General features: G+C 73.7%; 23 protein-coding genes. 9 read left to right on the top strand and 14 right to left on the bottom strand.

All coding sequences use genetic code 11. The annotated features are described in order from the left end of the window. Positions 1-40: 40 nt before the first annotated feature. Positions 41-952: a LysR family transcriptional regulator gene (locus tag H7H31_RS03335; RefSeq protein WP_187117748.1), complete on the top strand. Its 912-nt coding sequence runs from the start codon at positions 41-43 to the stop codon at positions 950-952. Between the two features lie 292 nt (positions 953-1,244). Next, on the top strand, positions 1,245-1,928 hold the full coding sequence (locus H7H31_RS03330; protein WP_187117747.1) for an SRPBCC family protein: 684 nt from the start codon (positions 1,245-1,247) through the stop codon (positions 1,926-1,928). A 416-nt stretch (positions 1,929-2,344) separates the two neighbouring features. Here the strand turns inward: H7H31_RS03330 and H7H31_RS03325 are convergent, their stop codons facing one another. The 5 genes from H7H31_RS03325 to H7H31_RS03305 all read right to left on the bottom strand — a co-directional run bounded on the left by H7H31_RS03325 (position 2,345) and on the right by H7H31_RS03305 (position 7,187). Next, on the bottom strand, positions 2,345-3,526 hold the full coding sequence (locus H7H31_RS03325) for a spore photoproduct lyase family protein (protein ID WP_372456005.1): 1,182 nt from the start codon (positions 3,524-3,526) through the stop codon (positions 2,345-2,347). A gap of 93 nt (positions 3,527-3,619) precedes the next feature. Next, the gene (locus H7H31_RS03320; RefSeq protein WP_187117746.1) at positions 3,620-4,102 is read right to left on the bottom strand and encodes an MSMEG_6728 family protein; all 483 of its coding nucleotides are present in this window, start codon (positions 4,100-4,102) and stop codon (positions 3,620-3,622) included. Positions 4,103-4,468: 366 nt separating this feature from the next. Further along, positions 4,469-5,011, bottom strand: coding sequence for a DUF1360 domain-containing protein (locus H7H31_RS03315; RefSeq protein WP_187087644.1), 543 nt, complete (start codon positions 5,009-5,011; stop codon positions 4,469-4,471). Beyond that, positions 5,008-5,931: a Rieske 2Fe-2S domain-containing protein gene (locus H7H31_RS03310; RefSeq protein WP_187117745.1), complete on the bottom strand. Its 924-nt coding sequence runs from the start codon at positions 5,929-5,931 to the stop codon at positions 5,008-5,010. The genes H7H31_RS03315 and H7H31_RS03310 overlap by 4 nt, the downstream gene beginning before the upstream one ends. Positions 5,932-6,302: 371 nt before the next feature. Beyond that, complete coding sequence (locus H7H31_RS03305) at positions 6,303-7,187, bottom strand: SDR family oxidoreductase (protein ID WP_187118209.1); 885 nt, start codon at positions 7,185-7,187, stop codon at positions 6,303-6,305. Positions 7,188-7,483: 296 nt separating this feature from the next. Here H7H31_RS03305 and H7H31_RS03300 point away from each other — a divergent pair, with 296 nt between their 5' ends. Beyond that, positions 7,484-7,747: an HU family DNA-binding protein gene (locus H7H31_RS03300; RefSeq protein WP_187117744.1), complete on the top strand. Its 264-nt coding sequence runs from the start codon at positions 7,484-7,486 to the stop codon at positions 7,745-7,747. Positions 7,748-8,125: 378 nt separating this feature from the next. Here the strand turns inward: H7H31_RS03300 and H7H31_RS03295 are convergent, their stop codons facing one another. Continuing rightward, positions 8,126-8,551 carry a MarR family winged helix-turn-helix transcriptional regulator gene (locus tag H7H31_RS03295; protein ID WP_187117743.1) on the bottom strand — a complete coding sequence of 142 codons (426 nt, stop codon included), beginning with the start codon at positions 8,549-8,551 and terminating at the stop codon, positions 8,126-8,128. A gap of 186 nt (positions 8,552-8,737) precedes the next feature. On the opposite strand from H7H31_RS03295, the gene H7H31_RS03290 reads away from it, so the two are divergent. Then, complete coding sequence (locus H7H31_RS03290; RefSeq protein ID WP_187117742.1) at positions 8,738-9,628, top strand: MBL fold metallo-hydrolase; 891 nt, start codon at positions 8,738-8,740, stop codon at positions 9,626-9,628. 73 nt (positions 9,629-9,701) lie between these two features. On the opposite strand, the gene H7H31_RS03285 is transcribed toward H7H31_RS03290, so the two are convergent. Then, positions 9,702-10,079: a PaaI family thioesterase gene (locus H7H31_RS03285; protein ID WP_187118208.1), complete on the bottom strand. Its 378-nt coding sequence runs from the start codon at positions 10,077-10,079 to the stop codon at positions 9,702-9,704. A gap of 354 nt (positions 10,080-10,433) precedes the next feature. Between H7H31_RS03285 and H7H31_RS03280 the strand changes: the two genes are divergently transcribed. Continuing rightward, the gene (locus tag H7H31_RS03280; RefSeq protein ID WP_232109663.1) at positions 10,434-11,237 is read left to right on the top strand and encodes an NAD-dependent epimerase/dehydratase family protein; all 804 of its coding nucleotides are present in this window, start codon (positions 10,434-10,436) and stop codon (positions 11,235-11,237) included. 143 nt (positions 11,238-11,380) lie between these two features. On the opposite strand, the gene H7H31_RS03275 is transcribed toward H7H31_RS03280, so the two are convergent. Beyond that, complete coding sequence (locus tag H7H31_RS03275) at positions 11,381-12,343, bottom strand: zinc-binding dehydrogenase (protein WP_187117740.1); 963 nt, start codon at positions 12,341-12,343, stop codon at positions 11,381-11,383. 157 nt (positions 12,344-12,500) lie between these two features. Here H7H31_RS03275 and H7H31_RS03270 point away from each other — a divergent pair, with 157 nt between their 5' ends. Beyond that, positions 12,501-13,145 (top strand): TetR/AcrR family transcriptional regulator, encoded by a 645-nt coding sequence (locus tag H7H31_RS03270; protein WP_187117739.1) that lies wholly within the window; start codon positions 12,501-12,503, stop codon positions 13,143-13,145. A 195-nt stretch (positions 13,146-13,340) separates the two neighbouring features. Here H7H31_RS03270 and H7H31_RS03265 read toward each other — a convergent pair whose 3' ends face one another. After that, the gene (locus H7H31_RS03265) at positions 13,341-14,207 is read right to left on the bottom strand and encodes a calcium-binding protein (RefSeq protein ID WP_187117738.1); all 867 of its coding nucleotides are present in this window, start codon (positions 14,205-14,207) and stop codon (positions 13,341-13,343) included. A gap of 228 nt (positions 14,208-14,435) precedes the next feature. Here H7H31_RS03265 and H7H31_RS03260 point away from each other — a divergent pair, with 228 nt between their 5' ends. Continuing rightward, positions 14,436-14,759 (top strand): hypothetical protein, encoded by a 324-nt coding sequence (locus tag H7H31_RS03260; RefSeq protein WP_187117737.1) that lies wholly within the window; start codon positions 14,436-14,438, stop codon positions 14,757-14,759. Positions 14,760-14,790: 31 nt separating this feature from the next. Here H7H31_RS03260 and H7H31_RS03255 read toward each other — a convergent pair whose 3' ends face one another. After that, complete coding sequence (locus H7H31_RS03255; RefSeq protein WP_187118207.1) at positions 14,791-16,638, bottom strand: serine/threonine-protein kinase; 1,848 nt, start codon at positions 16,636-16,638, stop codon at positions 14,791-14,793. 405 nt (positions 16,639-17,043) lie between these two features. On the opposite strand from H7H31_RS03255, the gene H7H31_RS03250 reads away from it, so the two are divergent. Together H7H31_RS03250 and H7H31_RS03245 are read left to right on the top strand one after the other, a co-directional pair. Then, on the top strand, positions 17,044-17,853 hold the full coding sequence (locus tag H7H31_RS03250; protein ID WP_187117736.1) for an FHA domain-containing protein: 810 nt from the start codon (positions 17,044-17,046) through the stop codon (positions 17,851-17,853). Positions 17,854-18,063: 210 nt separating this feature from the next. Then, on the top strand, positions 18,064-18,846 hold the full coding sequence (locus H7H31_RS03245; protein WP_232109662.1) for a polysaccharide lyase family 7 protein: 783 nt from the start codon (positions 18,064-18,066) through the stop codon (positions 18,844-18,846). 117 nt (positions 18,847-18,963) lie between these two features. On the opposite strand, the gene H7H31_RS03240 is transcribed toward H7H31_RS03245, so the two are convergent. The 4 genes from H7H31_RS03240 to H7H31_RS03225 all read right to left on the bottom strand — a co-directional run bounded on the left by H7H31_RS03240 (position 18,964) and on the right by H7H31_RS03225 (position 24,745). Then, on the bottom strand, positions 18,964-20,586 hold the full coding sequence (locus H7H31_RS03240; protein ID WP_187118205.1) for an ABC transporter transmembrane domain-containing protein: 1,623 nt from the start codon (positions 20,584-20,586) through the stop codon (positions 18,964-18,966). Between the two features lie 188 nt (positions 20,587-20,774). Next, entirely contained in the window at positions 20,775-22,562 is a 1,788-nt protein-coding gene (locus H7H31_RS03235; protein ID WP_187117735.1) for an ABC transporter ATP-binding protein, read from the bottom strand. 46 nt (positions 22,563-22,608) lie between these two features. Then, positions 22,609-23,658 (bottom strand): iron-siderophore ABC transporter substrate-binding protein, encoded by a 1,050-nt coding sequence (locus tag H7H31_RS03230; protein WP_187117734.1) that lies wholly within the window; start codon positions 23,656-23,658, stop codon positions 22,609-22,611. A 244-nt stretch (positions 23,659-23,902) separates the two neighbouring features. Continuing rightward, the gene (locus tag H7H31_RS03225; protein ID WP_232109661.1) at positions 23,903-24,745 is read right to left on the bottom strand and encodes an ABC transporter ATP-binding protein; all 843 of its coding nucleotides are present in this window, start codon (positions 24,743-24,745) and stop codon (positions 23,903-23,905) included. Positions 24,746-24,758 lie beyond the last annotated feature (13 nt).

The raw sequence follows: 24,758 nt of genomic DNA, 5'->3' as shown, positions 1-24,758 counted from the left end.
CCGACTGTCCTGTTCGGCGAAGCCGCACAACAATGGCGGAGTGCTGAACCCCTGGAGGCTGCGGCTGCTCAGCCAGTTGGACGCGCTGGGCACCGTGCGCGCGGTCGCCCAGGCCGCCAACCTGAGCCCGTCGAGCGTGTCCCAGCAACTCGCCGTGCTGGAGGCCGAGACGCACACCCAGCTCATCGAGCGCACCGGCCGTCGCGTGCGGCTGACCCCGGCCGGGCTGATCCTGGCGCGGCGGGCGCGGGCGATCATCGACCACATGGGCACCGTCGAGGCGGAGCTGCGCGGCTTCGGCGCGGAGCCCGCCGGCTTGGTGCGGCTCGGATCGTTCCAGAGCGCGATCCACACCATGGCCGTGCCGGCGGTGACCCGGCTCGCGCGCGCCCACCCGCACCTCGACGTGGAACTGCTGCAACTGGAGCCGCACGAGAGCATGCCCGCGCTGCGCGGCGGCGACGCGGACCTCATCATCACCACCACGGACTTCGACGAGTTGCCGCTCGGGCCCGACCTCGACCTGGTGCCGCTGGCGACGGACCCGATCCTGCTGGTCGTCCCGCCCGGGCATCCCGCGACCGAGGACGAGGTCGTGGACCTCGCGGCGTACGCGGACGAACCCTGGTCGTTCGACATGCCGCAGTCGTACATGGCCAACCTCGCGCTACGGCTGTGCCGCCAGGCCCGGTTCGAGCCACGGGTGCGGTGCCGCTTCGGCAACTACCTGATGACCCTGCAACACGTCGAGGCCGGGCTGTCGATCGCGCTGCTGCCCGGCCTGGCCGTCGACCACAGCCGCTACCGCGTCGCCACCAGGCAGCTCGCCACCCCCGTGACGCGCACGATCACCGCGGCCATCCGGCGCGGCACGCCCCCGCGCCCGGCCGTCCGCGCCGTGCTGGACGCCCTGCGCCAGCACCCGGGCCCGGTGCCGCGGGACCACGCCTGAGCGGCTGTCGGCTGTCGGCGTCCGGAGTCGGGGGCGGTGCCGCGGAGTCGACGGCGTGGCTCGTGCCGTCTCCGCCCGCCCGCGTGACGGGCCTGCGCTCCCGTGAGAGGTTCTCACCCACCCCCTTGACGTGAGCCATTCGCGGAAGTTAGAACTTATAACGAACGGCAGAGCGGCTCACCCTCGGGTCGCCCGGCGCGTTCCGTAGGTGGTGGTGGGGCGGTCATCGACGCCCCGTGGCCCCGCCCGCGCCCGCAAGTCCTGTGCACCGAAACCTGACAAGGGGACCACCATGCCCGGCACGCGCGACACCCGTACCCGCACCGCCCTGTTCGCCCTCCCGCTCGCCGTCGCGGGCGTCCTCGCCGCCGCCGCGACGCCCGCCGGGGCCGCGTCGCGGCCGACCGCGCCCCAGTCGGGTGCGGCCCCGTCCGGCGAGTCGCGCCCGGGCGCCGCCGTCACGTGTCGCGGGGCGGGCGTCGACCCCAAGGCCGTCGTGCGCTACCAGGCCGAGACCGTGATCCGCGCGCCGCTCAGCACCATCTGGAAGGTGCAGACCGATGTGGAGCGTTGGCCGTCCTGGCAGCGCCCCGTCGAGACCGCCGACCGCCTCGACCACGGCCGGTTCCGGGAGGGCTCGGCCTTCCACTGGATGACACCCGTACGCGGTGTGCCCTCGATCCCCGACACCACCCTCGGCATCACCTCGACCGTCGAGCAGCTCAAGCGCCACTCCTGCATCCGCTGGACCGGCCCCGCCGTCGGCGAGGGGCTACGCATCGACAACGGCGTCCACGTGTGGACCTTCACCAAGGTCAGGGGCGGTGTCCTGGTGCGTACCGCGGAGACCCACACCGGGGCCCAGGTCGAGGCCGACGTCCCCACCGCGACCGCGCTCCTCGGGGCCGGGCTCAAGGCGTGGCTGAGCGACCTGAAGGTCGCCGCCGAGGCTCGTGGCGGGTGCGGGCCGCGCTGACGCGGCCACCGGGCCCGGCGCCGCCGCCCCACCTCGCCCCTCGGGGGCGGGGGACCGGGCACGCCTCGGCTCACGTGGTGGACGCCGGAGAACCCCGCGACGGTGGCCGGCCGCCTGGCCCTCGCTCGGCCGCTCTCTCGTCGGCCGGCGAGGAACGCCCGCCGGCTCGACGGTTCGCCGCCCTGACCTGGTCACTCCGGGCCATCCGGGGGCCACGAAGGGGCGGCACTTCCATCGGGCTCGCGCTGACCCGGGGTTTCCTCCCGCCTCGGTGGCCGCGGCCGAGGCGGTCGACGCGCTCGCGACCATGGTCACCGACGGCCGGCGGGACCACCCCTGCGACGTGGGCTTTCGCTACGGGAGCGTGCGTGTGACGCGCCGAGGGTGTGCGGTCGGGGCCCGGTTCTCCCAGGTGGTCAGAAGGCGTACCGCACGCGCAGCCAGGGCGCGCGGGTCCGGATCATGCGGGACAGGGTCTCGACGGCCTGGGGTTTGACCGTGCTGCGGTAGCGGACGTTCAGGGCGCCGTTCTCGGACCTCTTGGGCTGCTGGAGGTCCGGCTGCCACAGGACGTCCTCGGCGCGGGGGTGCCAGCCCAGGTTGACCTCGTGCAGGTCCTGGTTGTGGGTGAGCATGATGATCTCCGCGGCGGCCTGCTCCTTCACCCGGTGCGGGAGGACATCGTCCATCATGCGCAGCAGGTCGTCCCAGGCCGCGCGCCAGCCGGGGCGGATCACCACCGGGGACAGGTTGAAGTGCACCTCGTAGCCGGCGTCCAGGAAGTCGGCGGCCGCCTCGACGCGGGCGGGGACGGGGCTGGTCCGGATGTCGAGGAGGCGGGAGTCGTCCGGCGGCATGAGGGAGAAGCGGACGCGGGTGCGACCCTGCGGGTCGAGCCGCAACAGGTCGGGATTGACCAGCTTGGTCGCGAAGGACGCCTTGGCCGTGGGCCAGCGGCGGAAGGCGCGGACGAGGTCGGCGGTGTTGTCGCTGATCAGGTCGTCCACCGAGCAGTCGCCGTTCTCGCCGATGTCGTAGACCCAGACCCGCTCGTCGCACTGGTTGGGCTCCTTCTTCGGCCCGGTGGCGGCGAGGTGACGGCCGATGGCGTTCAGGACGCGGTCGACGTTGGTGAAGACGGTGATGGGGTTGGCGAACCCCTTGCGGCGCGGGACGTAGCAGTACGCGCAGGCCATGGCGCATCCGTTGGACAGGCCGGGGGCGATCCAGTCGGCGGACCGTCCGTTGGGGCGGACGGCCAGGGAGGTGCGTTCGCCGAGGACCAGTGTCTCCCGCTTGATCCTGACCCAACGCTCGACGTTTCCCTGGTTGCCGTGGAGGTGCGGGATGCGCCAGTGGGAGTCCGTCTCGACGACCCGGGCGTCGGGGAAGCGCGCGATGATCTGCCGGCCCCGCCAGGACGCGGCGGCGGCCGGTTCCGCGTGGATCTCCCCCACCCGCAGCAGTTCGCGCGCCTTGGGTCCGTCGCGGAACGGCCGGTGTTCCCGTGCTCGGGTGGGCGTGGCCGCGGCCATGAGCTCCGCCATGCCGAACAGGCCCTCGGACTCGCCGGCCGGCTCCTGGGGAGGTCGTCCCATGTTCACTCCACTCCGCTTCCTCGCGCGCCTCCCCGGCCTCCTGAGCCGTGACCGATACCGAGGCGTTTGCCCCAGTCTACGAAGTCTCCGCCATCACTCCGCCTGGCCGTCGCCGGCTCGGTCGGAGGCCGGCCAGAGGTAGGGAAGGTCGTCCGGTACGTCGGGGAAGTGGGGGCGGTAGTACGCGGGGTCCTTGCGCACCAGTGCCGACTGGTGGCTGCGGTGGAACGCGGGGTCGCCGAGCCAGGGTGGCAGCTCACCCGCCGCCGCCAGCCCGGCCTGCTCGCGCACCTCGGCCGACGGGCGCCAGGCGCGGTAGTCGGTGACGAGGGTGAGGGAACAGGTGTCGGCCCGGCCCTCGGCCGTCCAGGTGTCGCAGACATCCAGGCCATACCGCACCAGGGCCTCCTCGTACCCGGCCCACATCCGCACCGCGGGGTGCCGCCGCCACCCGTACGTCGGCACGGTCAGCCCCCGGAACACCTGGAGCGCCTCGACGCGCTGCTTGCCAAGACGCCTCGGGTCCAGGACGGCCGCGGAGTCGGAGAAGTTCGCATAGGGGAGAAATGTCTGCATACGTCTCTTGTCCCCACGACGGGGCGCCCACTCACCCAGGCGTCACCCGGGGCGGGAAGCGCGGTCGGGCCGACGGGAGACGCGGCGCGCTCTTCCGGCCGTGTCACGTACGGGGAGCCCTCCCCCCCGGCGGGGCGGGAGACGGCGGCCAGGGGAACTGCCGCGCCACCCCCGAGCGCCTCGCGGCGGAGCACCCGGGGGTCGGTCCCGAGGACGCGCTGGCTCTCGTGCGTGCCGAGGCGTTCCGCACCGGGCGGACGTTGGCGGAGATCGCCGCCGACGTCCTCGGGAGGCCGCCCGGGCCCTCCTGGCGGGCTCCACCGGCAGCCGCCGCGGCGCGGGACCGTCGACCGCGCCGCGACGAGTTCAGTCTCCGGTGGTCTTGTCCACCAGCGCGGCGTACGCCAGCTGCAACGCGTCCGACCCGGCCAGCGCGGCGAGCGCGCCCATGGTGGTGCGGGTCGCGCGCGGCCAGAGCAACTGGCCGGCGGTCAGCGTCGAGGCCACCCAGACGCTCACGCAGAAGGGGCAGGTCACCAGCTCGCCGACCGTGTCCTTGCCGCCCTCGGACTGCGCCTCCTCGTGGAGTTCGGCCGGGCCCCGTGGACCGACGTACCTGGTGAACGGGGCCCGCAGCGGGCTGGTCACCGATGCCTTGCTGAGCAGCCGGCTGAGCCGGAACGTGGCCACGGAGGTCAGGACCACGTCCCAGGGTTCGGGCCGGTCGGGTACGGGCCGCCCGCGGAGCCGCACCGCTGTCGCCCAGGCCGCGGTGTACACCCCGAACCCCGCCATGGCCGCGAGGTATCCGCCCAACGGCCGGTCGCGCGCACCCGAGTAGTCCTGCTCGGTGCGCCGGAGGGCCCCGCGCACACGTCGTCGGAGGCGGCCGTCAGTGCCTGTGCTCATGGCGCCACCACGCTCCCGCCCCGGCCCGCTTCCCGATCGTCGCTCGCCCGCTCCGCCCGGTCCTGCCGGCGCAGGCGCACCTCGACGTGGCCGTCGACGACCCGGGTGTCGAAGGCGGGCTGGGGCGCGGTCGCCGGGCCGCGCACGTTCCAGCCGTCCGAGAGCCGGAAGACACTGCCGTGCCACGGGCACCGCACACACCCGTCGTCCACCGTGCCCTCGGACAGCGGCCCCGCCAGATGGCTGCACCGGTCGGCCAGCGCGTGGACCGTACCGCCGGTCTCGCGCACCACCAGGACCGGCACGTCGTCCACGCTGCGCCGCACGGGCCGGCCGGCCGGGAACTCGTCCATCGTCCCGATCCGGTGCCAGCCCTCGGTGATGACGTGCGGGACCTCCTCGGCGTGGTTGGCGCCGGACGCCTGCCGATAGGCCAGGTGGCCGCCGAGCATGCCGCCGACGCCGACCGCCGTCAGCCCCAGGAAGCCGTACGTCCGGCCGCGTCCCGTCCGCCCGCGGAGGCGACAGGCGAGCGAGGCCGCGTACAGGGCGACGGCCGTGGTGTTGGACAGGGCGTGCGCCAGTCCGACGCGCTGCTGCTGTCGGTGCAGCCGCGCCCAGTCGACGGAGCCGGTCAGCGCGGCGGGCGCGGCCGCCGCGAGTCCGACGGCCACGAGCAGGTCCGCCTCGCGGGAGCGGCCGGGCCGCAGGTCCAGCACGGCCGCGGACAGCCAGCTACCGATCGGCACCTGGACCATCAGCGGATGGACCGGGTGCCCGAGCCATGTGCCGTGCAGCGCGTCCCGGCCGCGCCCCAGCGGCAGGGCACGCACTGCCCGGCCGAGGAGGTCGATCAGCGGGTCGGCCCGTGGCTCCCGTTCGAGACGGTCCAGCAGCCACAGCAGACGGTTCTGCCGCATTCGAGGGTGATGTCGCCATGTAGTCATGGGCAGCCGGGTTTCCGCCCGGTCACACCGCAAACAACGCAGTCGGGTGGGAGCCGCGGCACCGTCCGGCGCCCTGACGGTGCCGTAGTCCGCGAACGGGACGCCCACGGATGCTGACCCACCGGCTCAGCAGCGCTTGCGCACCAGCACGGCGACCGCGCCCGACACGAGCGGCCCGGTCGGCCCGGCCAGGACCCTCCTGCCCCACGGGCCGGACACGCCGCGGGTTCCCCTTTTCGCGTGGGGCTCCTCCTGTCACCGGTTGGCGGAACCCGCGGGTTGCCCGTGCGGGCGCGCCTGCGCCCGGGGTCTGGCGCAGGGGCCGGCCGGGCCGCTGCGGCCCGTCATCCGCGCGGGGCCGGGGAGCCGCCGCGCTCGCGGGCCGCGTGACCGCCGGGGCCCAGCGGGCCGGTGGCCTCCAGGTGCGACTCCCGCTCCAGCCGGGGCAGCTCCCGTCGGGAGACCCAGGTGACCACGGGGGGCAGTGCGGCCCGCACCACCTGTACGGCCCGGAGCCAGGCGGGGATGTACACCGTGGCCGACCGCCGTTCGATCTGCCCCACCAACCGCGCGGCGACCACCTCGACGGGATGGATCCGTCGGGCCGGGCGCGGCATGTGGGCTCGGAGTTCCCGCAGCACGGCGTGCCGGTCCGCGTCGTGGATCATGTCGGTGTCGGTCCAGTTCAGGTAGGCGATGCCCACGTCCACTCCGCGATGCGCGACTTCCGCGCGCAGCGCGTGCGTCATGGCCTCCACGCCGGCCTTGGAGGCGCAGTACGCGCTCATCAGGGGCGAGGTGCCGAAGCAGGCCAGGGAGCCGATCTGGAGGAAGAAGCCGCGGGTGTCGAGGAGCGCGGGCAGGAACACGCGGGCGGTGACGGCGCTGCCGATGAGGTTGACCTCGACCGTGCGGCGCCAGGTCACCGGGTCGGAGGTCACGAACGGTCCGCCCTCGGCGATCCCCGCGTTGGCGACCACCACCGACGGCGGGCCCATCCGGCCCCGGATGTCCTGGGCGACCCGCGCCATGGCGGCGTCGTCGGTGACGTCCACCTCCCAGCACCGCACATCGCCCGGCAACGGTCCGCTCACCGCCGCCAGCGTCGACTCCTCGCGGCCCAGCAGCGCCACCCGGGCGCCGCGGTGCGCCAACGCGCGCGCGGTGGCGGCCCCCACACCGCGCGCGGCGCCGGTGACCACGGCCAGCCGTCCCCGCAAGGGGCTCATGTTCGTCACCGGCGACTCCCACTCCACGCTCCGCGACCGGGCCACCCGACCCCGGCGGCACACGACCACCTTGGCCACACCGGGGAAGGTCCCGCATCGCGACATCCGCCGATTGGCCCCGCCCGCGCCCGGTATCGTCGCGCGGCCGGACACGGGCGGGGGCGTGCCCGGCCCGGGCGTCGTTCGTGGCCCTGGCGTCCCACCGCACGCCCGGTCGAAGGTGCGCGGCGGCCGGTCGGCCGCGATCGTGGAGCGCAAGGCGTACGGCTACGACGGATCGGGAGCGGGTGCCACGGATGGACAAGTCCCAGTTGGTCAGCACCACCACGGGTGAGACGGCCGCTGACGGCGGCGGGCGGCGGCTCGCTCCGGAAGAGGTCGAGCGGGTACTCGACACGGTTTTCGGGACCATGGACCGCCCGGGGGTCATCGCCGGCGCGCTCAGAGAGGGCGAGACGGTCACCCTCGGGAGCTTCGGAAGCTTCCACGACCAGAACGGAACCGCCGCCTTCCGCCCCGGCAAGGCGCTCACCGAATACCTGCACGACGAGACCGGCTGACGCCACGCACACGACCGCTCGACCGCACGGCCCCGGAGGCGCCTAGAGGTCGGTGAAGGGGAGGACGTCTGGGGCATCTACCGGACCGGTGTGCGCCCCTCGGCGTCGACGCCAAGGGGCCGTACGGACCGGTGGTCGGGCGCTCACCACCCCCGGCCTCTGGGGCGGGCGGGGGAACATCCCGAAACTATCGCGGGCCCGTGGGGACCTCGCACATCCACGGAAGAGGTGTGGGCGTCGCCGGGGTTGGGCGCCGCGGACGGCCGGGCGGCGATCTCGGCCGCCCGGGCGCGGCCGGCGGCGTCGGCGACTCCTGGCGTCGGCCACCTGGCGGCGCTCGCTCGCGACGTCGCTCGTGACGTCGCTGGCGGCGTCGTGTCAGGGGTGGGTGGTGGCCTGGGCGAGCAGGCGTCGCAGGGTCGCTCGCTCCTCCTGCGACAGGCCGGCGAGCGGGGATTCCGAGCTGAGCAGTTCGAGGAGTCGCTCGCGCAGCGCGGTGCCCTGCGGGGTGAGGACCAGTTGCTTGGCGCGGCGGTCGGTGGGGTGCGGGTGGCGCTCGATCAGCGACCGCTTCTCCAACTTGTCCACGACGAAAGTGGCGTTGGAGGGTTCGCAACTCATGCGCTCCGCCAGCTCGCGCATCGTCATCGGCCCGGTCAACTCGCGCAGCGCCGTCGCCTGGGGAGCGGTCAGGCCCAGGCTGACGGCGCGCTGCCGTACGTGCTCCGCGATCTGGTGGGCCATCCCGTTGATCAGGCCGCACAGTTCCCGCTCGGCGATGGCCTGCGTCTCCGGGTGTGTCATGCGGCCAATCGTAGCAAAAGCATCCAGCCTGAATATTGCAAGCTTGCATAGTTCAAGCTTGATGCATACGGTTTCCGGGACGTCGCCGGCCGATGCCCAGCGGGCCAACGGCCGGCGGTGATCGCCCTTGTCGTGTGCGCAGAAGTCGTTCGCGGAGACGTCGTCCGCGGGAAGGAACGAGCACCCATGAGCACCACCGCATCGCACCAGGCCGAGCGGCTGCGCCGGCCGTCCGAACTCCGCTCGCTGGAGCTGGGCGGGACGAAGGTGACGTACGTGCCGGACGGGGCGGTCCAACTCGCCCCGCGCGGCTGGCTGCCCGACACCACCGAGGACGTGTGGGCCACCCACCCCGGGTACCTGGACGACGCCGGCTACCTCGTGGCCGGAATCGGCGGGCTGCTGGTGGAGGCGGAGGGCCGCGCACTGCTGATCGACGCCGGATTCGGCCCTCGGTCGCTGCCCGCCCAGCCGGACGGCCCGATCGGCGCCACGTACGGCGGCGCCCTCCTGGAGAACCTGGCCCGCCTCGGCCACCGCCCCGCGGACATCGAGGCGGTGGCCTTCACGCACCTGCACGTCGATCACCTCGGTTGGGCCGCGCACCGCGCGCCGGGCGCCGACCGGCCCGCCTTCACCGGGGCCGACTACCTGGTCGCCGAGCCCGAGTGGGCCCAGCGCGACCTGCTGGCGGCGCACGGCACCAGCCCCGAGACGTTGGCCGCGCTGGAGCCGCGGGTGCGCACGGTGACGGACGGCCAGGAGATCTTCCCCGGCGTCCGGGTCCGCTTCCTCCTCGGCCACACGCCCGGCCACACCGCCTACGTCGTCAGCGGGGGCGGACGCCGGCTGATCGCCTTCGGCGACGCCATGCACTCGCCGATCCAGATCGGCCACCCGGAGTGGTCCGTCTGGTCCGACCACGACAGCGCGCAGTCCGCCGACTTCCGCCGCCAACTTGTCGCCGAACTCCAGGAGCCCGGCACGATCGGCTTCGGCGTCCACTTCGCCGACGTGGTGTTCGGACGCGTGCGCCCGGGCGACGACGGCCCCACCTGGCACCCCGTCGACGCGTGACCCACGGCGCTTCGGCCCGCGCGGGAGTCCGCCCCACGGCCGGGCGCCCACCTGCCCAGCCCGCGCCGACCGCCTATTCCGCGGGGCGATCCAGCCGGATCAGTGTCTGCTGCCCGTGGGCGACGGGCTTTCGCTCGCCGTCACCCTGGACGCCGAACACCTCCAACTGGCAGACCGTCAGGGTGCGTCCGGACCTGATGACGGTTCCGACCGCCTCGATGTGGTCGCCGGTGGCCGGCGCGAGCAGGTTGACCTTGTACTCGACGGTGAGCACGTCCGCGTTCTCGGGGAACAGGGTGTACGCGGCGTAGCCGCCGGCGCTGTCGGCGATGGCGCTGGTGGCTCCGGCGTGGAAGAAGCCGTTCTGCTGGGTGACTTCGGGGCGGGCCGGGAGCACGATGTGCACGCGGCCCGGCGCGATGTGCGATATCCGCGCACCGAGGTGGCTCATCAACCCCTGGCGGTCGAAGCTCTCCTGGACGCGCCGCCGCACCTCCGGACTCGCCGCTTCCTGTCGCTTCAGGTCTGTCACGTAGCTCTCCTCCGTCGGGCGGCACGGTCCGGGAGGCGGGCGCGTGGGCGGGCGCCACCGCCGGTCGGCCGGGCGCCCGCCCACGGAGGTCCGCCGTAGCCGATCATCATGGCATCGGGGTGCGGCGCCACGGCAGACGGTGTCGACGGTGTCAGACATGCGCTGATGCGCGTGCCCGCCCGGCCCGAGCCTGCCGGTTTCGCCCCGCGCCCGCCTTGCCGGCGAACGCGCCAGCGGCGAGGATGCGGGAGGTGTCGAACGCCGGGAGGCGCGGTGGAACTGGGAACGGTGGCGATCACGGGTGCCGCGGGGACCATCGGGACCGTGGTACGGGAAGCCCTGCGGGACGAGGCGCGACGCCTGGTCCTCATCGACCGCGTCCCGCTGCGGGCGGAGCGCCCGCACGAGGACGTGCGCACCGTCGACCTGCGCGACGCGTCCGCCATGCGGTCGGCTCTCGCGGGGGCCGACAGCGTGCTGCACCTGGGGGGCGTCCCCGACGAGGCGCCCCTGCCGGACCTGGTGGAGGCCAACGTGCTCGGCACCCACCACGTCCTGGAGGCGGCCCGGCACGCGAGGATCGAGCGGGTGGTGCTGGCCAGCAGCAACCGCGTGACCGGCTTCTACCCCACGGGCCACCACACGGGCCCGGGGGAGCCGGTGCGCCCCGACGGCCTGTACGGCGTGAGCAAGGTGGCCGTCGAGGCGCTCGGGCGGCTCTACGCCGACAAGTTCGGCCTGTCCGTCGTCTGCCTGCGGATCGGCAGCTTCGAGACCACGCCCAGCGAGCCCCGCCACCTGGCGACCTGGTTGAGCCCGCGCGACGCCGTCGGCTACGTCCGGGCCGCGCTCACGGCCCCACCCACCACCCGCTTCGCCTCGGTGTACGCCGTGTCCGCCAACACCCGCCGATTCTGGGAACTGCCCGACCCGGCGGTCCTGGACTACGTCCCCGTCGACGACGCCGAGCGCTACCGCGAGCACATCCCCGGCGCCGACCTCCCCGCCGACCCGACCGCACCCCAGGCCGGCCCGTACGCCCTGCCCGAGTTCACCCTCCGACACCTCGACCCCTGACCCGCGCCGGCGGCGAGCCCGCGAACTCCCCGGCGGCCCCGCGTCTCTTCCGGGCCCTCCGAAGAGTCGCCGAGACGCCGTACGCGCACCCGTGGTGGCCCGGCCGAGCACGACGCGGGTCGTACGGGCCGCGTCGGCCGCGCTCAGGGGGTCAGCACCACCCGGCCGAACACCGTGCCCGCGTCCATCGCGTGGTGGGCCAGCGCCGCCCGGCTCAGCGGCAGGACCTCGTGCACGACCGTGCGCAGTACCCCGCGGGCGGCATCGGCGAACTGGGCCGACCGCACGGCCTGTCGGGCGGGGCCGGGCACGGTGTCGGAGCTGAACGTGGCGAACGACAGCGACCTGCGGAAGGCGTCCACCAGCCGCCCGCCGAAGTCCGCCGGCGGTTGCCCGCCGACCACGCCGACCGCCACGTACCGCCCGTTGGCGTTCAACCGGTCGATGAAGTGCGGGAGTCGCGGGCCCGCCACGACGTCGATCACCACGTCGAAGCCGTGCGGCGCGTCCGGACCTCCCGCGCCGGACCGGTCCAGGACGTGCGTCGCGCCCAACTCCCGCAGGCGGGCCCCGCGCTCGGCCGACGCGGTGGTGACCACCACCGCACCGGCCCCGCCGCCGGCCGCGAGCTGGACCGTCGTGAGCCCGATGCTGCCCGCCGCGCCGCGCACCAACACCGTCTCGCCGGGCGCGAAGCGGGCCCGGTCCAGGGCGAAGTGGGCGACCACGCCGGAGGCGCCCAGAGTCACCGCGTCGGCGCAGGTCAGGCCGGCGGGCAGCGGGAGGACCTCCTCGACCGCGGCGACGGCCTGCTCGGCGTAGCCACCGGACAGGCCGGTGAAGGCCCATACCCGCCGCCCGGTCCACGCGGCGTCCACGCCCTCTCCCACGGCGCTCACCCGGCCCGCGACCTCGCTGCCGAGCAGGTGGCCCGCCCGGAAGCCGTGAGCGGCCAGCGTTCCCCGGCGGATCACGGCGTCCACGCCGCCCACCCCGATCGCCTCCGTGGCGATCCGCACCTGGCCCGGCGCGGGGTCGGGCACGGGTACGTCGACCACCTCCAGACCGTCCGGGCTTCCGAACGTCCTGATCACGACGGCTTGCATGGCGACTCCTCGAAGCGGGGGAAGGGGGCGGCGCACGGCCGAGAGGGTCGTGCGCGGAGCGCGTCGGTCCTACCCCGGCACCGCACGGCGCGGGCGGGGTGGCACCGCGCCGCGAACGTAACCGGCGCCCCCGTCCGGTTGGCTAAAGTGAGAAGGGATGACCGGTCATTTGTCTCACCCGGCGCGCTCCGACGCCCGCGACAACCGAGCGCGCATGGTGGAGGCCGCCAGCGCGGTCTTCGGCGACGAGGGCCTGGGCGCGCCCATGCGCGAGGTCGCCCGGCGCGCCGGCGTCGGCCCGGCCACGCTCTACCGGCACTTCCCGACCAAGCGGGCGCTGATCGCGGAGACCTTCGCCGCGCAACGCCGGGCCTGCCACACCGCCGTCCGGGACGCCCTCGCGGACCCGGACCCGTGGCAGGGGTTCCGGGAGCTGGTCGAGCGGATCTGCGAACTCCACGCGCACAGCCGGGGGTTCGCCGACGCCTTCATGACGGCCTTCCCGGAGGCCGCCGACTTCGCCGCCGACCGGGAGCACACGCTGCGCGCGGTGACCGAGGTGGCCCGCCGCGCCCAGCGGGCCGGGCGACTGCGCCCCGACTTCGTCGTCGACGACCTGGTCCTCATGCTCATGGCCCACCGGGGCGTCCAGGACGCGCCGCCCGCCACCCGCCTCGCGGCCTCCCGCCGCTTCGCCGCCTACCTGGTCGAGGCGTTCCGCGCCGCGCCGGACGCGGGAACCCCCGCGCCGCTGCCGCCGGCCGCGCGCCTACACCCCGCGTCCCCGCCCACCCTGCCGTAACCCGTAACCCGTAACCCGTAACCCGTAACCCATCACCCGTAGCCCATCACCCGTAGCCCGTGACCGCGGCCACGCGGGAGGCGGCCGGGGGACGGGCTACGGGTCGCAGGAAGCAGGAAGGGGCAGGGGGCAGCCGACATCCGCCAACCGGCGAGCACACCCGCCGCGAACCGCCCGCCCGTCGGTCGTCGTCGCTCAGTCCTGGTGCAGCTCGTTGCGGCCGGGGCCGCCGGAGAGCTTGTCGGTGCCCTGGCCGCCCCACAGGACGTCGTCACCGCTGTTGCCCCACAGCGTGTCGTTCCCCGCCTCGCCGTGGAGCTGGTCGTCGTCCCTGCCGCCGTAGAGGACGTCGGCGCCGCCCCCGCCGCGCAGGACATCGTCGCCGTCGTCGCCGTGCAGGGTGTTCTCCTCGTGGGTGCCGGTCAGGGCGTCGTTCCCGGGGCCGCCGAAGCAGTCCTGCCCGCAGCGGGTGAGGGTGTCGTCGCCCGGGCCGCCGTCGGAGCCGAAGCCGAACGGGCCGCCGCCGCCGTCGAGGCGGTCGTCGCCTTCCTCGCCGTACAGCATGGCGGACGCGGAGGCCCTGAGCACGTCGTTGCCCTGACCCCCGTAGACCCCGGCCCACGCGTGGCTGTCCGGCTCCAGGGTGGCCGTGTCGTCCAGGTCGCCGAGGCTGACGTCGTAGCTGTCCGAGTCGTCCGAGTTCTGCGGGATCAGGACCGCGCAGCGCACGGTGGTCCGGTCGCCCGGTGTCGGGTACGCGCACTCGTCCGTGCTCGCGGCGCTCGCGTCGATGGCGATCTCGTAGCGGTCGTGGAAGGTGAGCACGTAGTACGACTCGAACTCCCCGCGGTCCTCGATCTCCTCCCGCACCGTCAGCTCGTTCCGCTGCCCGGGGGTGGCCTTGTACCAGAGTTCGCCGTCCCGGTGGACGACGCTGGCCGTGGTGGCCGTGGTGGCCGTGGTGGCCGTGGTGGCCTGGGCGGCGGCCGACGCGGCGAGGGTGGCGCCGGCCAGGGCGAGGGTGAGGGCGGCTGTGGCGGCGAGAGTGCGGTGAGTGCGCATGCGGTGGGGCCCCTTCGAGGATGCGGTGCGCGACGGTGCTCGTGGTCACCCGGTGAGACGAGTTGTCCAGCGGCACAGTTGTGCCCCCGCTCGTGAACAGCCGTCGGCCGAGCGGTGGCCGGGGCGTGGAGGGTTTCGGGGGAGTGCGCGGAAGTGCGGGGGACCGGCTTGCGGACCGGTCCCGAGCGGGTGCGGCTGTGATGGGCCCCCGACCAAGTGGAGGAAGCCATGGGCCTGTTTCGGAGGAACGGGAAGAAGAGGCGCCCCGCGCCGTCCGGGGAAACGGCCGGGTCCAGGCCGTGGGTCGACCACGGCCTGGCCGACGGCGAGACCGTGGAGTGCGGCCGGTGCGCCAGGACGCTCAGGGTCGCGCCGCAGTTCGCGTCGTCCGTGACGGTCAGCCACGACGGCGCGCTGGAGGGCGTGGCCCTGATCTGCACCGCGTGCGGTCAGTTGCTCTGCTCCGCGTGCGCGCTGGCGGCCAGCGACAACCCCTACCTGCCGAGGTGTGACCGCTGCGGCGGGCAGGTGACCCTGCCCGTGACGGGGTGAGGCGTGCGGGTGGGAGCGGGCGCGTGGGGTGTCAGGCCGGGGGGAGGGACGCGACGACCGAACGGGCCAGGTCCTTGGCCAGCGTGCAGGGGGCGGAGCCCTTGAGGTCGTCTCCCTTGGCGGTGAGGGCCACCCGCTCCGTACCCTCCATGCGATCCGGCCCCATGTACGGGCGGTGGACCACCTCGATGCGGCAGGAGCCGGCGCCGTCGTAGTCCGGCAGGACGACGGCCGAGCGGTCGCCCACCTTGGTCCGTTCGGTGTCCTTGCCGCTCGGCAGCCTGCCCTGGTCGAACTGGAGGTCCACCTCGATGTCCGCGGTAGTCGACTTCCACTGACAGGCCCAGTGGCCGAACCCGGCGTCCGGGTCCCCGGCGTCGACGCCGGGCACCTTCGCCAGGGCCGCCACGTCGAGCAGCGTGCACGCGTCCTGGTGGGCCAGTGAATTGGCCGCGAAGTCGCCGTCCCGTCGGGGGACTTCCCCGTCGTTCAGCACCTTGACCGCGTACCGGGTGGCGATCTCGGCGGTGTCGCACAGGTGTTGCTTGACCTGGTCGGGTTCCCGCGCGGCCACGGTGACCCGCAGGCTGCTGTCGCGGGCGCCGGTGACCGACAGGGCCCGTTCGCACTTGTCCCGCTCGACGGCGGGTTCCACGACGGTGACCCGGCCCGTGGTGCGACTCTTCTCGCCCTCGGGCAGTTCGTCGGCGTCGAGCTCCACCCGGACGTCCACGACGTCGTCGTTGCCCTCAAGCAGGAGCACGTCACAGCGGTTGAAGTTGCCCTGGTGGCGGTCGAGTTCGGTGGCCTCGTACGCGTCGAACCCCCTGGCGTCCAGCAGTGCGCAGGGGTCGGCCGTCCGGGGCTCGCCGAGGAAGGCCGGGTCGGTGGCGGACGGACTGCTCGGCGACGGCGCGGCCTGGGCCTCGGCGCCGTTGCCGTCGCCGTCGGACAGGCTCAGCAACAGCAGGGGAACGGCGACGGCGAGTGCCGCCACGGCCAGCGCGCCGAACGCGAGCAGCGGGTTGCGCCGTAGGGCGGCCGGCGGGAGCAGGCGGGGCGGTGCGGGAAGGGTGGACCCGTCGGGCGGGTCGGGCCAGTCCCTGGCGACCAGGCCCAGGGGGAGGGTGGCGAGGTCCCGCGCTCCGCCCGCGAGGTCCGTGAGTGCCTGGTGCGCCGCGGCGGCGGTGGGCCGGGCCCGCGGGTCGGTGTGCAGCATCGCGGTGATCAGGGCGCTCAGCGGCCCGATGTGCGGGCTGATGGCCTCCAGCCGCACCACGTGTCCGGGGCCGCGCAGCGGCGGGGTCCCGGTCGTCAGCACGTACAGCGTGACGCCGAGCGAGAAGACGTCGGAAGCCCGTTCGGGAGCCCCACGGAACGCCTCGGGGGCGGCGTAGGCGGGCGTGAGGCTGAGCGGCCCGTTGGGGGTGATCGTCGCGCTGGAGTCCACCCGGTGCGCCGCGCCGAAGTCGGCCAGCTTGGCCACGCGGTCCTCGGTCAGCACGATGTTGCCCGGCTTGACGTCACAGTGCACGAGCCCCTTGGCGTGCAGGGCGGCCAGCGCGTCGGCGATCTGCGCGCCGATGGCCGCGGCGTGCTCGGGAGCCAGCTTCACCGGGACGTCCAGGCTGCCGCCCCGCACGTGCTCCATCACCAGCCAGAACGTGGCGCGCTTGTCCCGGCCCGTGCGGACGGCGTCGTAGAGGGTCACCACGTGCGGGTGGCTGAACTTGGCCAGCGCGCGCGCCTCGGCCAGCAACTCCTCGAAGGCCCCGGGGCCGCTGTTCTCCAGCCGGGCGCGTTTGAGGACGACGCTGCGGGCCAACTCCGTGTCGACGGCGAACCAGACGGCCCCCCGACCGCCTTCCACGGGTCCCATCGTGAGCCGGTACTTGCCCACCTTCTCCCCCGGGTGCACAGCGACACTCCCCTCACGAAAGGCCGGAACCACTGGTGTTGACCGGTACGCGGGCCACGGGTGCGGACCGAATGTACTGCGTACAGGGCGCGGCACTCTCCGTTTCCGACGTAATTCCCCGGGCTGTCGCACCGTGCCTGGGCACACCTGTCCCAATCGGCCCGGAGCGTGTCTCACATGGTGGCGAACAGGCCCTCACCCGGGGCCATGATCGGCTGGCACACTGCGAGGGGGACACCCCTGTTCGCCGTCAGGGGTGGGGTCCGCCGGCCGGGAGACGCGCCGTCGGGAGGGGTCCCGCGACGGCGGGTGGACCATGACCCGGACGCCTTGCTCAGGCGGTACGACGACCTTGAGGAGAGGGCGATGAGCGGCTCTGACAGCTTGGCGCGCGGTGTCCCGCCCGGGCGGCCCGGCACCCTGCACGCGCGGACGGTCAGCGGCGACCTCACCGCCCCGCCCCGGCTGGGCCTGACCGTGCGCTTCGGACGCGGTGACAAGCCGGGCACGGACCTGGGCGTGGGCGTGGACGACCGGCGGGTGAGCCGGCGCCACGGGGAGCTGACGTACCGGCAGGGGGGTTGGTGGCTGCGGAACATCGGGCAACAGCTCGTGCGGCTGCCCCGGGGCCGGATGATGCACGCCACCTCCGAGCCGATCCCGCTCGCCACCGGCTACACGCCCCTGTTCGTACAGGGCTCGGGCCATCGGGAACACCTCGTCGAGCTGTACGTCACCGACCACGACGACCGGGGGCCCGTCTCCAGCCGGTCGGCGGACACCGTCCAGCCGGAGCGGTGGGCGCTGAGCGACGACGAGCGGCTGCTGCTGGTCGTGTTGGGCCAGCACTACCTGGAGTACGAGCCGGACCCGCGCCCGCTGACGTATGGCCGGGCCGCCGAGCAGCTCGCCTATCTGCGCCCGGACGCCGGGTGGACCGTCCGCAAGATCGAGTACCGGGTGGAGGCCGTACGCCGCCGGCTGCATCGCACCGGCTTCAAGTACCCGCTGATGCACGACAACCCCGAGGAGCGCCCGTCCGACAACAGCCTCCTGCACAACCTGCTCCGGGGGCTGGTGGCCTCGACCACCCTGGTGCCGCCGGACCTGGAGCTGATGGAGGACGAGTTCGGGTGGCCCAGCTCCCGCGTCGGTGAGGCCCCCGGCGCCGGCTGACGCCCGCGCACCGGTCACCTTGGCCACGGCGTCGGCGTTTTGGGACCCGTCCCCACCACCCGGTCCTAACGTCACCCCCGACACGTTCCGGGTGGGCCTGGCGCAGGCCCACCCGGGGCGACATCCCCCTCGTAACGACGGAGGACAGACCCCGTGACACACAACGACTCCGCACGCTCTGGGTGGGGCAGGCGCGGCCGGCTGGCTCTCGTGTCCGCCCTGCCGGTCGCGGCCCTCACGACGGCGCTCGTCGCGCCGGTGTCCGTGCAGGCCGCCGACGCGCCGGCCGGCCCCGGCGCGCGGGCCACCACCCAAGGCGGCCGTGCCGACCTGCCGTCCGAGGTGCTGGACCTCGGCAACTGGAAGGTGACGCTGCCCATCGGGGAGGAGGAGAAGCCCACGGAGATCTTCCAACCCGAACTCGACGGCTACTCCAAGGACCCATACTTCACGGTCACCAGGTCCGGCAAGGCGGTCAGGTTCCGCGCCCCGGTCAACGGCGTGACGACCAGCGGGTCGAAGAACCCCCGTACCGAACTGCGGGAGATGGAGAGCGACGGCTCGGACGAGATCGAGTGGTCATCGACCTCCGGCAAGCACACCATGACCGTCCGCGAGGCCTTCACCCACCTGCCCGAGGACAAGCCGCACGTCGTCGGCGCCCAGATCCACGGTGGCGACGACGATGTCACCGCCCTGCGCCTGGAGGGCACCAAGCTCTACGTCACCAAGGGTGACACCACCCACCACCACCTGATCACCGACGACTACCAGCTCGGCACGGTCTTCACCGTCCGCTACGTGGTCGCGAAGGGCAAGGTCAAGGTGTACTTCAACGGCAGGTTGGAGACCACCATCGCCCACTCCGACCCCAGCAACTACTTCAAGACCGGCGCCTACACCCAGGCGCACTGCGGCAACTCGTCCCCGTGCGCCGACGACAACTACGGCGAGGTCGAGATCCGCGACGTGCGCGTCAGGCACCAGGACTGACCGCCCGACCGCCGGCTCGCGGGAACCACCCCGCCGCCACCCGCGGTGGCGGCGGGGCCCCTCGCGCGGCGGCCCTGGTGACCAAGCCCGGCCAACTCCCCGAGGAACACGGGTACGTCAGCGGGCGACGGCCGCGGCGTACCGCGCGTCGTTGGCGAGCAGGGCGCGGTGGGTGTCCTCGGCGGCGATGACGCCGTCGTCCAGGACCAGGACGCGGTCGGCGACGTCCAGGAGGGCCGGGCTACCGCTGATGACGATCGTGGTACGGCCGCGGCGCGACCGCGCCAGGTTGCGCGCGATGAGTTGCTCGGTGACCGCGTCCACGGCCGTCGTGGGGTCGTGCAGCACCAGGATGTCGGCGTCGGCGGCGAGCGCGCGGGCCAGGGACAGCCGCTGCCGCTGACCGCCGGAGAGGTTGGCCCCGCGATCGCGGACCGCGTAGTCCAGGCCGTCGCGGTGCAGGGCCACCACGTCCGTCAGCAGGGACGCCTCGACGGCCTCGGCCACCAACGCGCTGGTGCCCGACGGGTCGATGTTCGTACGCAGGGTGCCGGCGAAGACCTCCCCGTCGTACGGGTTCACCAGCAGGTGCGCGCGGACCGCCTCGATCGAGAGGTCCGCGAGGGCCTGCCCGCCGACCCGCACCACCCCCTCGTACGCCCCCGGCGCGACGCGCACCGCGAGGACGGACGCCAACTCGGCCGCCGCGCGCGGCTGGTAGGCGGCGATGGCCACGAAGTCGCCGGCCGGCACCTCGAACGTCAGCCCGCGCAGCGACCCGTAGCGCACGGCGTCGACGGCGAGCCCACCACCCGGGGCCGGGCGCCGGGTGCCCGGCACCATCGCCGGCGGCGCGGTGAGCACCAGCGCCATCCGCTCGGCCGACGCGCGCGCGATCATCACGTACTTGGGCATCTCCGAGAACAGCTTGAGCGGCTCCATGATGAACTGCGCCAGGCCCACCGCCATGACCAGCTCCCCGATGGTGATCTGGCCGCCGAAGGCCAGCCAGCCCGCCGTCAGGGAGACGGCGGTGGCCAGGACCGCGCTCAGGCCCAGTGCCACGCCCTCGTAGGCGCCGTGCACCCTGGCGACCGTGATCGCCTGCTCCCGCGCGTCGGTGCTGACCTTCCGGTAGGAGGCGAACGCCGCGTGGTTGCCGCCGAAGCCGTGCAGCGGGCGCAGGCCGATGATGAGGTCCGCGACCTTGGCGCCCGCCCGCGCCACCCGCGTCTGCTGCTCCCGGGTGCTGGCGCCGATCCGCTGCGACATGACGGCCAGGATCGACAGGATCGCGACGGTGCCCACGATCACCAGCAGGCCCAGTCGCGGGTCGGCCAGGCCCAGCGCGACGGCCGCGACCGCCACCGCGACCAGGGAGCTGACCAGCAGCGGCACCACCTCGATGATGTCGGCGGTCTGGTCGGCGTCCTCGGTGGCGATGGTCAGCACCTCGCCGGACTTGAGGTCCACGTCCCTGGCCACTGGCTGGAGCCCGCAGCCGGCCACCCGGACGCGCCAGTGGTGGGCCTCGGTCGTGTTGGCCTTCTGCAGGACGCGCATCCCGAACCGCCACGACAGCGACACCGTCGTGATGATCACCGCGAGGGCGCCGATCGACAGGCCGAGCGCGGCCGGGCTCCGGTCCCGCAGCGCGTGCTCGACGATGAGGCCGAGCGCGATCGGGAAGGCCGTCTCGCCCGCCTGGTACAGGCCCATCAGGACGGTGCCCCCGGCCATGGCGCCCAGGTTGCGGCGCAGCGCGGTCCGCAGGATGTCCGCCCCGGGTCGGGGCCGCCGGCGGGCAGCGGTCTTCAGCACGGGGCCATCGCCTCCAGGGTGTGCGGGGTGCGCGGTGTGGGTCGGGTGCGGGCGTCGGGCCACCGGGCGGGCCCGGCCTTCGGTGGCGCTGTGCGCGGGGGCCGCACCTAGCCGCCCTCGCGCCAGGCGCGCCACAGCCGCGCGTACTGGCCGCCCAGGGCCACCAACTCGTCGTGCGTGCCCTCCTCCACCACGCGCCCCGCGTCGAGGACGGCGATCCGGTCGGCCGCTATCGCCTGGGTCAGCCGGTGCGCGACGAACAGCGCGGTGCGGCCGGCGCACGCGGCCCGTACGGCCCGCTCAAGGCCGGCGGCGCCCTCGCTGCCGGCCTCGGCGGTCGACTCGTCGAGCACCACCACCGGGGAGTCGTTCAACGTCAGCTTGGCCAGGGCGAGTTGGGCGACCTTGGTGCCGTCGAGGCGTTCGCCGCCCTCGCCGACCAGGGTGTGCAGCCCGTCGGGGAGGAGGTCCACCCAGCCGTCGGCGCCGACCGTGCGTAGGGCGGCCAGCAGTCGGGCTTCGCTGGCCTCGGGCGCGGCGAGCCGCAGGTCGTCGGCGAGCGTGCCCGAGAACACGTGCGTCTCCTGCGTCAGGATGCTCACCAGCGCCCGCGCCCCCGCCTCGTCCAACTCGGCCAGGTCGTACGGTCCGACGCGCACCGAACCGTGCTGCGGGGTGCCGATGCCCGCGACCAGCGCGGCCAGTGTCGACTTGCCCGCGCCCGTCGCCCCCACCAGGGCGAGCGAACCGCCCGCCGGGATGGTCAGGTTCACCTCGCGCAGCACCGGCTGTTCCGTGTCGGGGTAGCGGAAGGTCAGCCCGCGTACCGTCACCGGCTGGGGCCCGGCGTCGGCGGGCGCGAGTGCGGCGTGACCCACCAACCGGTCCGCCGCGGGCTCCTTGACCACTCCGACCAGGCGGGTCAGGCTGGCGCCCGACTTCTGCGCCTCGTCGAAGGTGAACATGATGGCGCCCAGCGGAGTGAAGAGCCGGTGGAAGACCAGCGGGGCCGCCGACACCTCGCCCAGGCTGGCCGCGTCGGCCTCCAGCAGGGCGTAACCCACCACCACGATCAGCGTGAGGCCGATGAACTCGGCGCGGTTCTCCCGGCCGACGAACCGGCCGAAGAAGCGGAACACCTCGACGCCGAGGTCGCGCACCCGCCACGACGCGCGGGTCACCTCCTCGCGGACGGCGTCCTCAAGGCGGTACGCGCGGACCGTGTCGATCCCGTTCAGGCCGCTGATCAACGCCTGCGCGCGGTCGGCCTGGGCCATCCGCTGCTGCCGGTAGAGCGGCGCGGAGCGGGGCAGGTACCAGCGCAGGGCCAGGGCGTAGGCGGGCAGCGCGGCGGCGCCGGCCAGGCCGAGTCGCCAGTCCAACCCGAACATGCCCACGGTGGCGATGGTGACCAGCACGCCGGCCGAGAACACCGTGGGCACGGCCGTGCGGATGCCCTTGGACAGGATGGCCACGTCGTCGCCGACGCGGGAGAGCACGTCGCCCCGGCCGACCTGTTCGACGCGCGCGCTCGGCATCCCGAGCACCGCGCGGACAGCGCCCTCACGTAGGTGGGCGAGCAGATCGGCGCCCAACCGCCCGATCAGGTAGGTCGAGGCGGCCGTGGCCGCCGCGCCGAGCAGCGCGGCGGCCACCATCAGGCCCCCGACCGTGACCAGCACCGAGCGGGACTCCTCGGCCACCACCCCGTCCACCACCCGGCCCAGCAGGAGCAGCGGCAGCACCTGGAGCGCGGCCCCGGCCACCGTGGTGGCAGCGGTCGCGGCCGTCAGCCACGGGATCTGTCGGCAGTGCGCCGCCACCCAACGGGTGGCCTCGCGCCCGCTCGCCGTACGCAGCGTCGCCGCGGCGACACCGGGGTCGGCGCCGGTCATCCCCGCACCGGGCCGGGCCGGCGGCCCAGGGGTTGGCGTGCCATCCCTACTTGACCGACTTGACGAGCTCGTCGATCGCGTACGGCAGGGACAGCAGCGTGCCCTGGGACATGGCGGCACCGACCGCCGGGCCCTCGCTGTCCAACAGGTACGACACCTTGTTCTGCTTGACGGCGGGCAGGTTGGCGAACAGCTTGAACTTCTTGAGCGCCTCGGTGTCGGCCTTGTCGTTGATGACGAAGATGCGGTCGACGTTCACCAGGTCGATGCGCTCGGGGGAGAGCACGGTGGAGAAGCTACCGCCGGCGATCTTGTCGATCTCGGTCTGGTACGTGAAGCCGGTGCCCGTCACCAGTCGTCCGCGCACGTCGGTGGAGGTGAAGGGGGCCACCGAGTCCTTGTACCAGGACATCACGACGGCCTTCTGGTTCGCGAACTCCGGGTGTGCCTTCTTCGCCGCGCTGAGCTTGCCCTCGATGCCCCGTACCAGCTTGGTGCCCTCGTCCTCCTTGCCGAGCGCCTTGGCGATGTGCACCGCGTTGTCCTGCCACGGGGCGCTGAACGGCTCCTTCTCGCCCTTGGTGCGGGCCACCGTGCGGGCGATGCTGGAGAGCTTGTCGTAGGCGGCCTTGTCGATCTCCGAGTAGACGGCGATGATCAGGTCGGGCCGGAGCGAGGCGATCTTCTCGTAGTTGGGGCCCGAGTCGCCGTTCTCCATGATGACCTCGGGGCGGGTGTCGCCCCACTTGTCCTTCACCCACGGCCACTGGGTGTTGATGTCGGGGGACTTGCCCGCCGGGTTCGGGTACTGGTCGACCATGCCGACCGGCTTGACGCCGAGCGCCAGGACGGCCTGGTCGTCCGTGTAGCCCACGGTCACGACGCGGCGCGGGGCCTTGGTGATCTCCGTGGACCCGAAGGCGTGCTCCACGGTGACCGGGAAGGTGCCGCCACCGGCCGCCGGGCCGGCGTCGCTCTCCTTGTCCGAGGTGTCGGAACCGCATCCCGCGAGAAGGGTGACGCCGAGGGCCGCGGCCGACAGCGCCGCCGCTATCCGCCGCCGTGGGCCTGCCAGCATCGTTCGGGGGAAAGGCATGCGTCATCCCTTGCTTTCGCACTGTCCACGGCGACCCCGCGGGGCGGCCATACGATATGCCGTTAATTTAGGCCAGCCTAGCCTAACGGGTGCCCTCCGCTGTCGGCCCGCCCAGGGGGCTCGTTCCGGCCCGTGGCCAGGCCAAGTCCGGTGGCGGTCGGCGTGGATGGGCCGCCGGCGGCGGTCGTACGGGTGGCTGGTTCGCGCGCCCGGCCGCCGGGGTGCGGTCTGCCGCGCGCCGGGCCTACGGATCGAGCCGGACGTGCGTACGGCCTATCGGCACGATGAGCGGCCGGTCGCCCACCGGGTCGTCGATCACCTTGGCGCGCAACCCGAACGCCTCCTCCAGGAGTTCGGCGGTGATCACCTCCCGTGGGGTCCCCTGCGCCAGGATCGAGCCCGCCCGCATCACGATGAGGTGGTCGCTGTAGCGCGTGGCCAGGTTGAGGTCGTGCAACACCATGACCACGGTGCACCCGGACTCGTGCAGGTCGTCCACCAGGTCGAGCACGTCGATCGCGTGCGCCAGGTCCAGGTAGGTGGTCGGCTCGTCGAGCAGCAGCAGATCGGTGCCCTGGGCCAGGGTCATCGAGATCCAGACGCGCTGGCGCTGCCCGCCGGACAGCGAGTCGATCGGGCGCTGCGCCAACTCGGACACCCCGGTCATGGCCAGCGCCTTCTCCACGATGTCCGCGTCGTCCGACGACCACTGCCGCAGCCAACTCTGGTGCGGGTGCCGCCCCCTGGCGACCAGGTCGGACACCGTCAGTCCCTCCGGCGCGACCGGCGCCTGCGGCAGCAGGCCGAGCTTCTTCGCCACGTCCCTGGTCCTGAGCCTGGCGATGTCCTCGCCGTCCAGCACGACCGCCCCCCTGGCCGGCTTGAGCAGCCGCGTCAGGGTGCGCAACAGGGTCGACTTCCCGCACCCGTTGGGCCCGATGATCGTGGTGACCACGCCGGGCGGGATCGCCACGTCCAGGCCGTCGATGACCGTCTGGCCGCCGTACCCGACCGTGATGTCCCTGGCGGCCAACCGCACGGCGCCCCCGGCGCCGGACTCGGTCGTGGTGCCGAACTGAGCGTCCACAAGCCCCCCTTGC

The sequence above is a fragment of the Streptomyces buecherae genome (assembly GCF_014295035.1).
Classification (GTDB): domain Bacteria; phylum Actinomycetota; class Actinomycetes; order Streptomycetales; family Streptomycetaceae; genus Streptomyces; species Streptomyces youssoufiensis.
The sequence above is the reverse complement of the archived record's forward strand: the minus strand, read 5'-3'. Positions and strand labels throughout refer to the sequence as shown.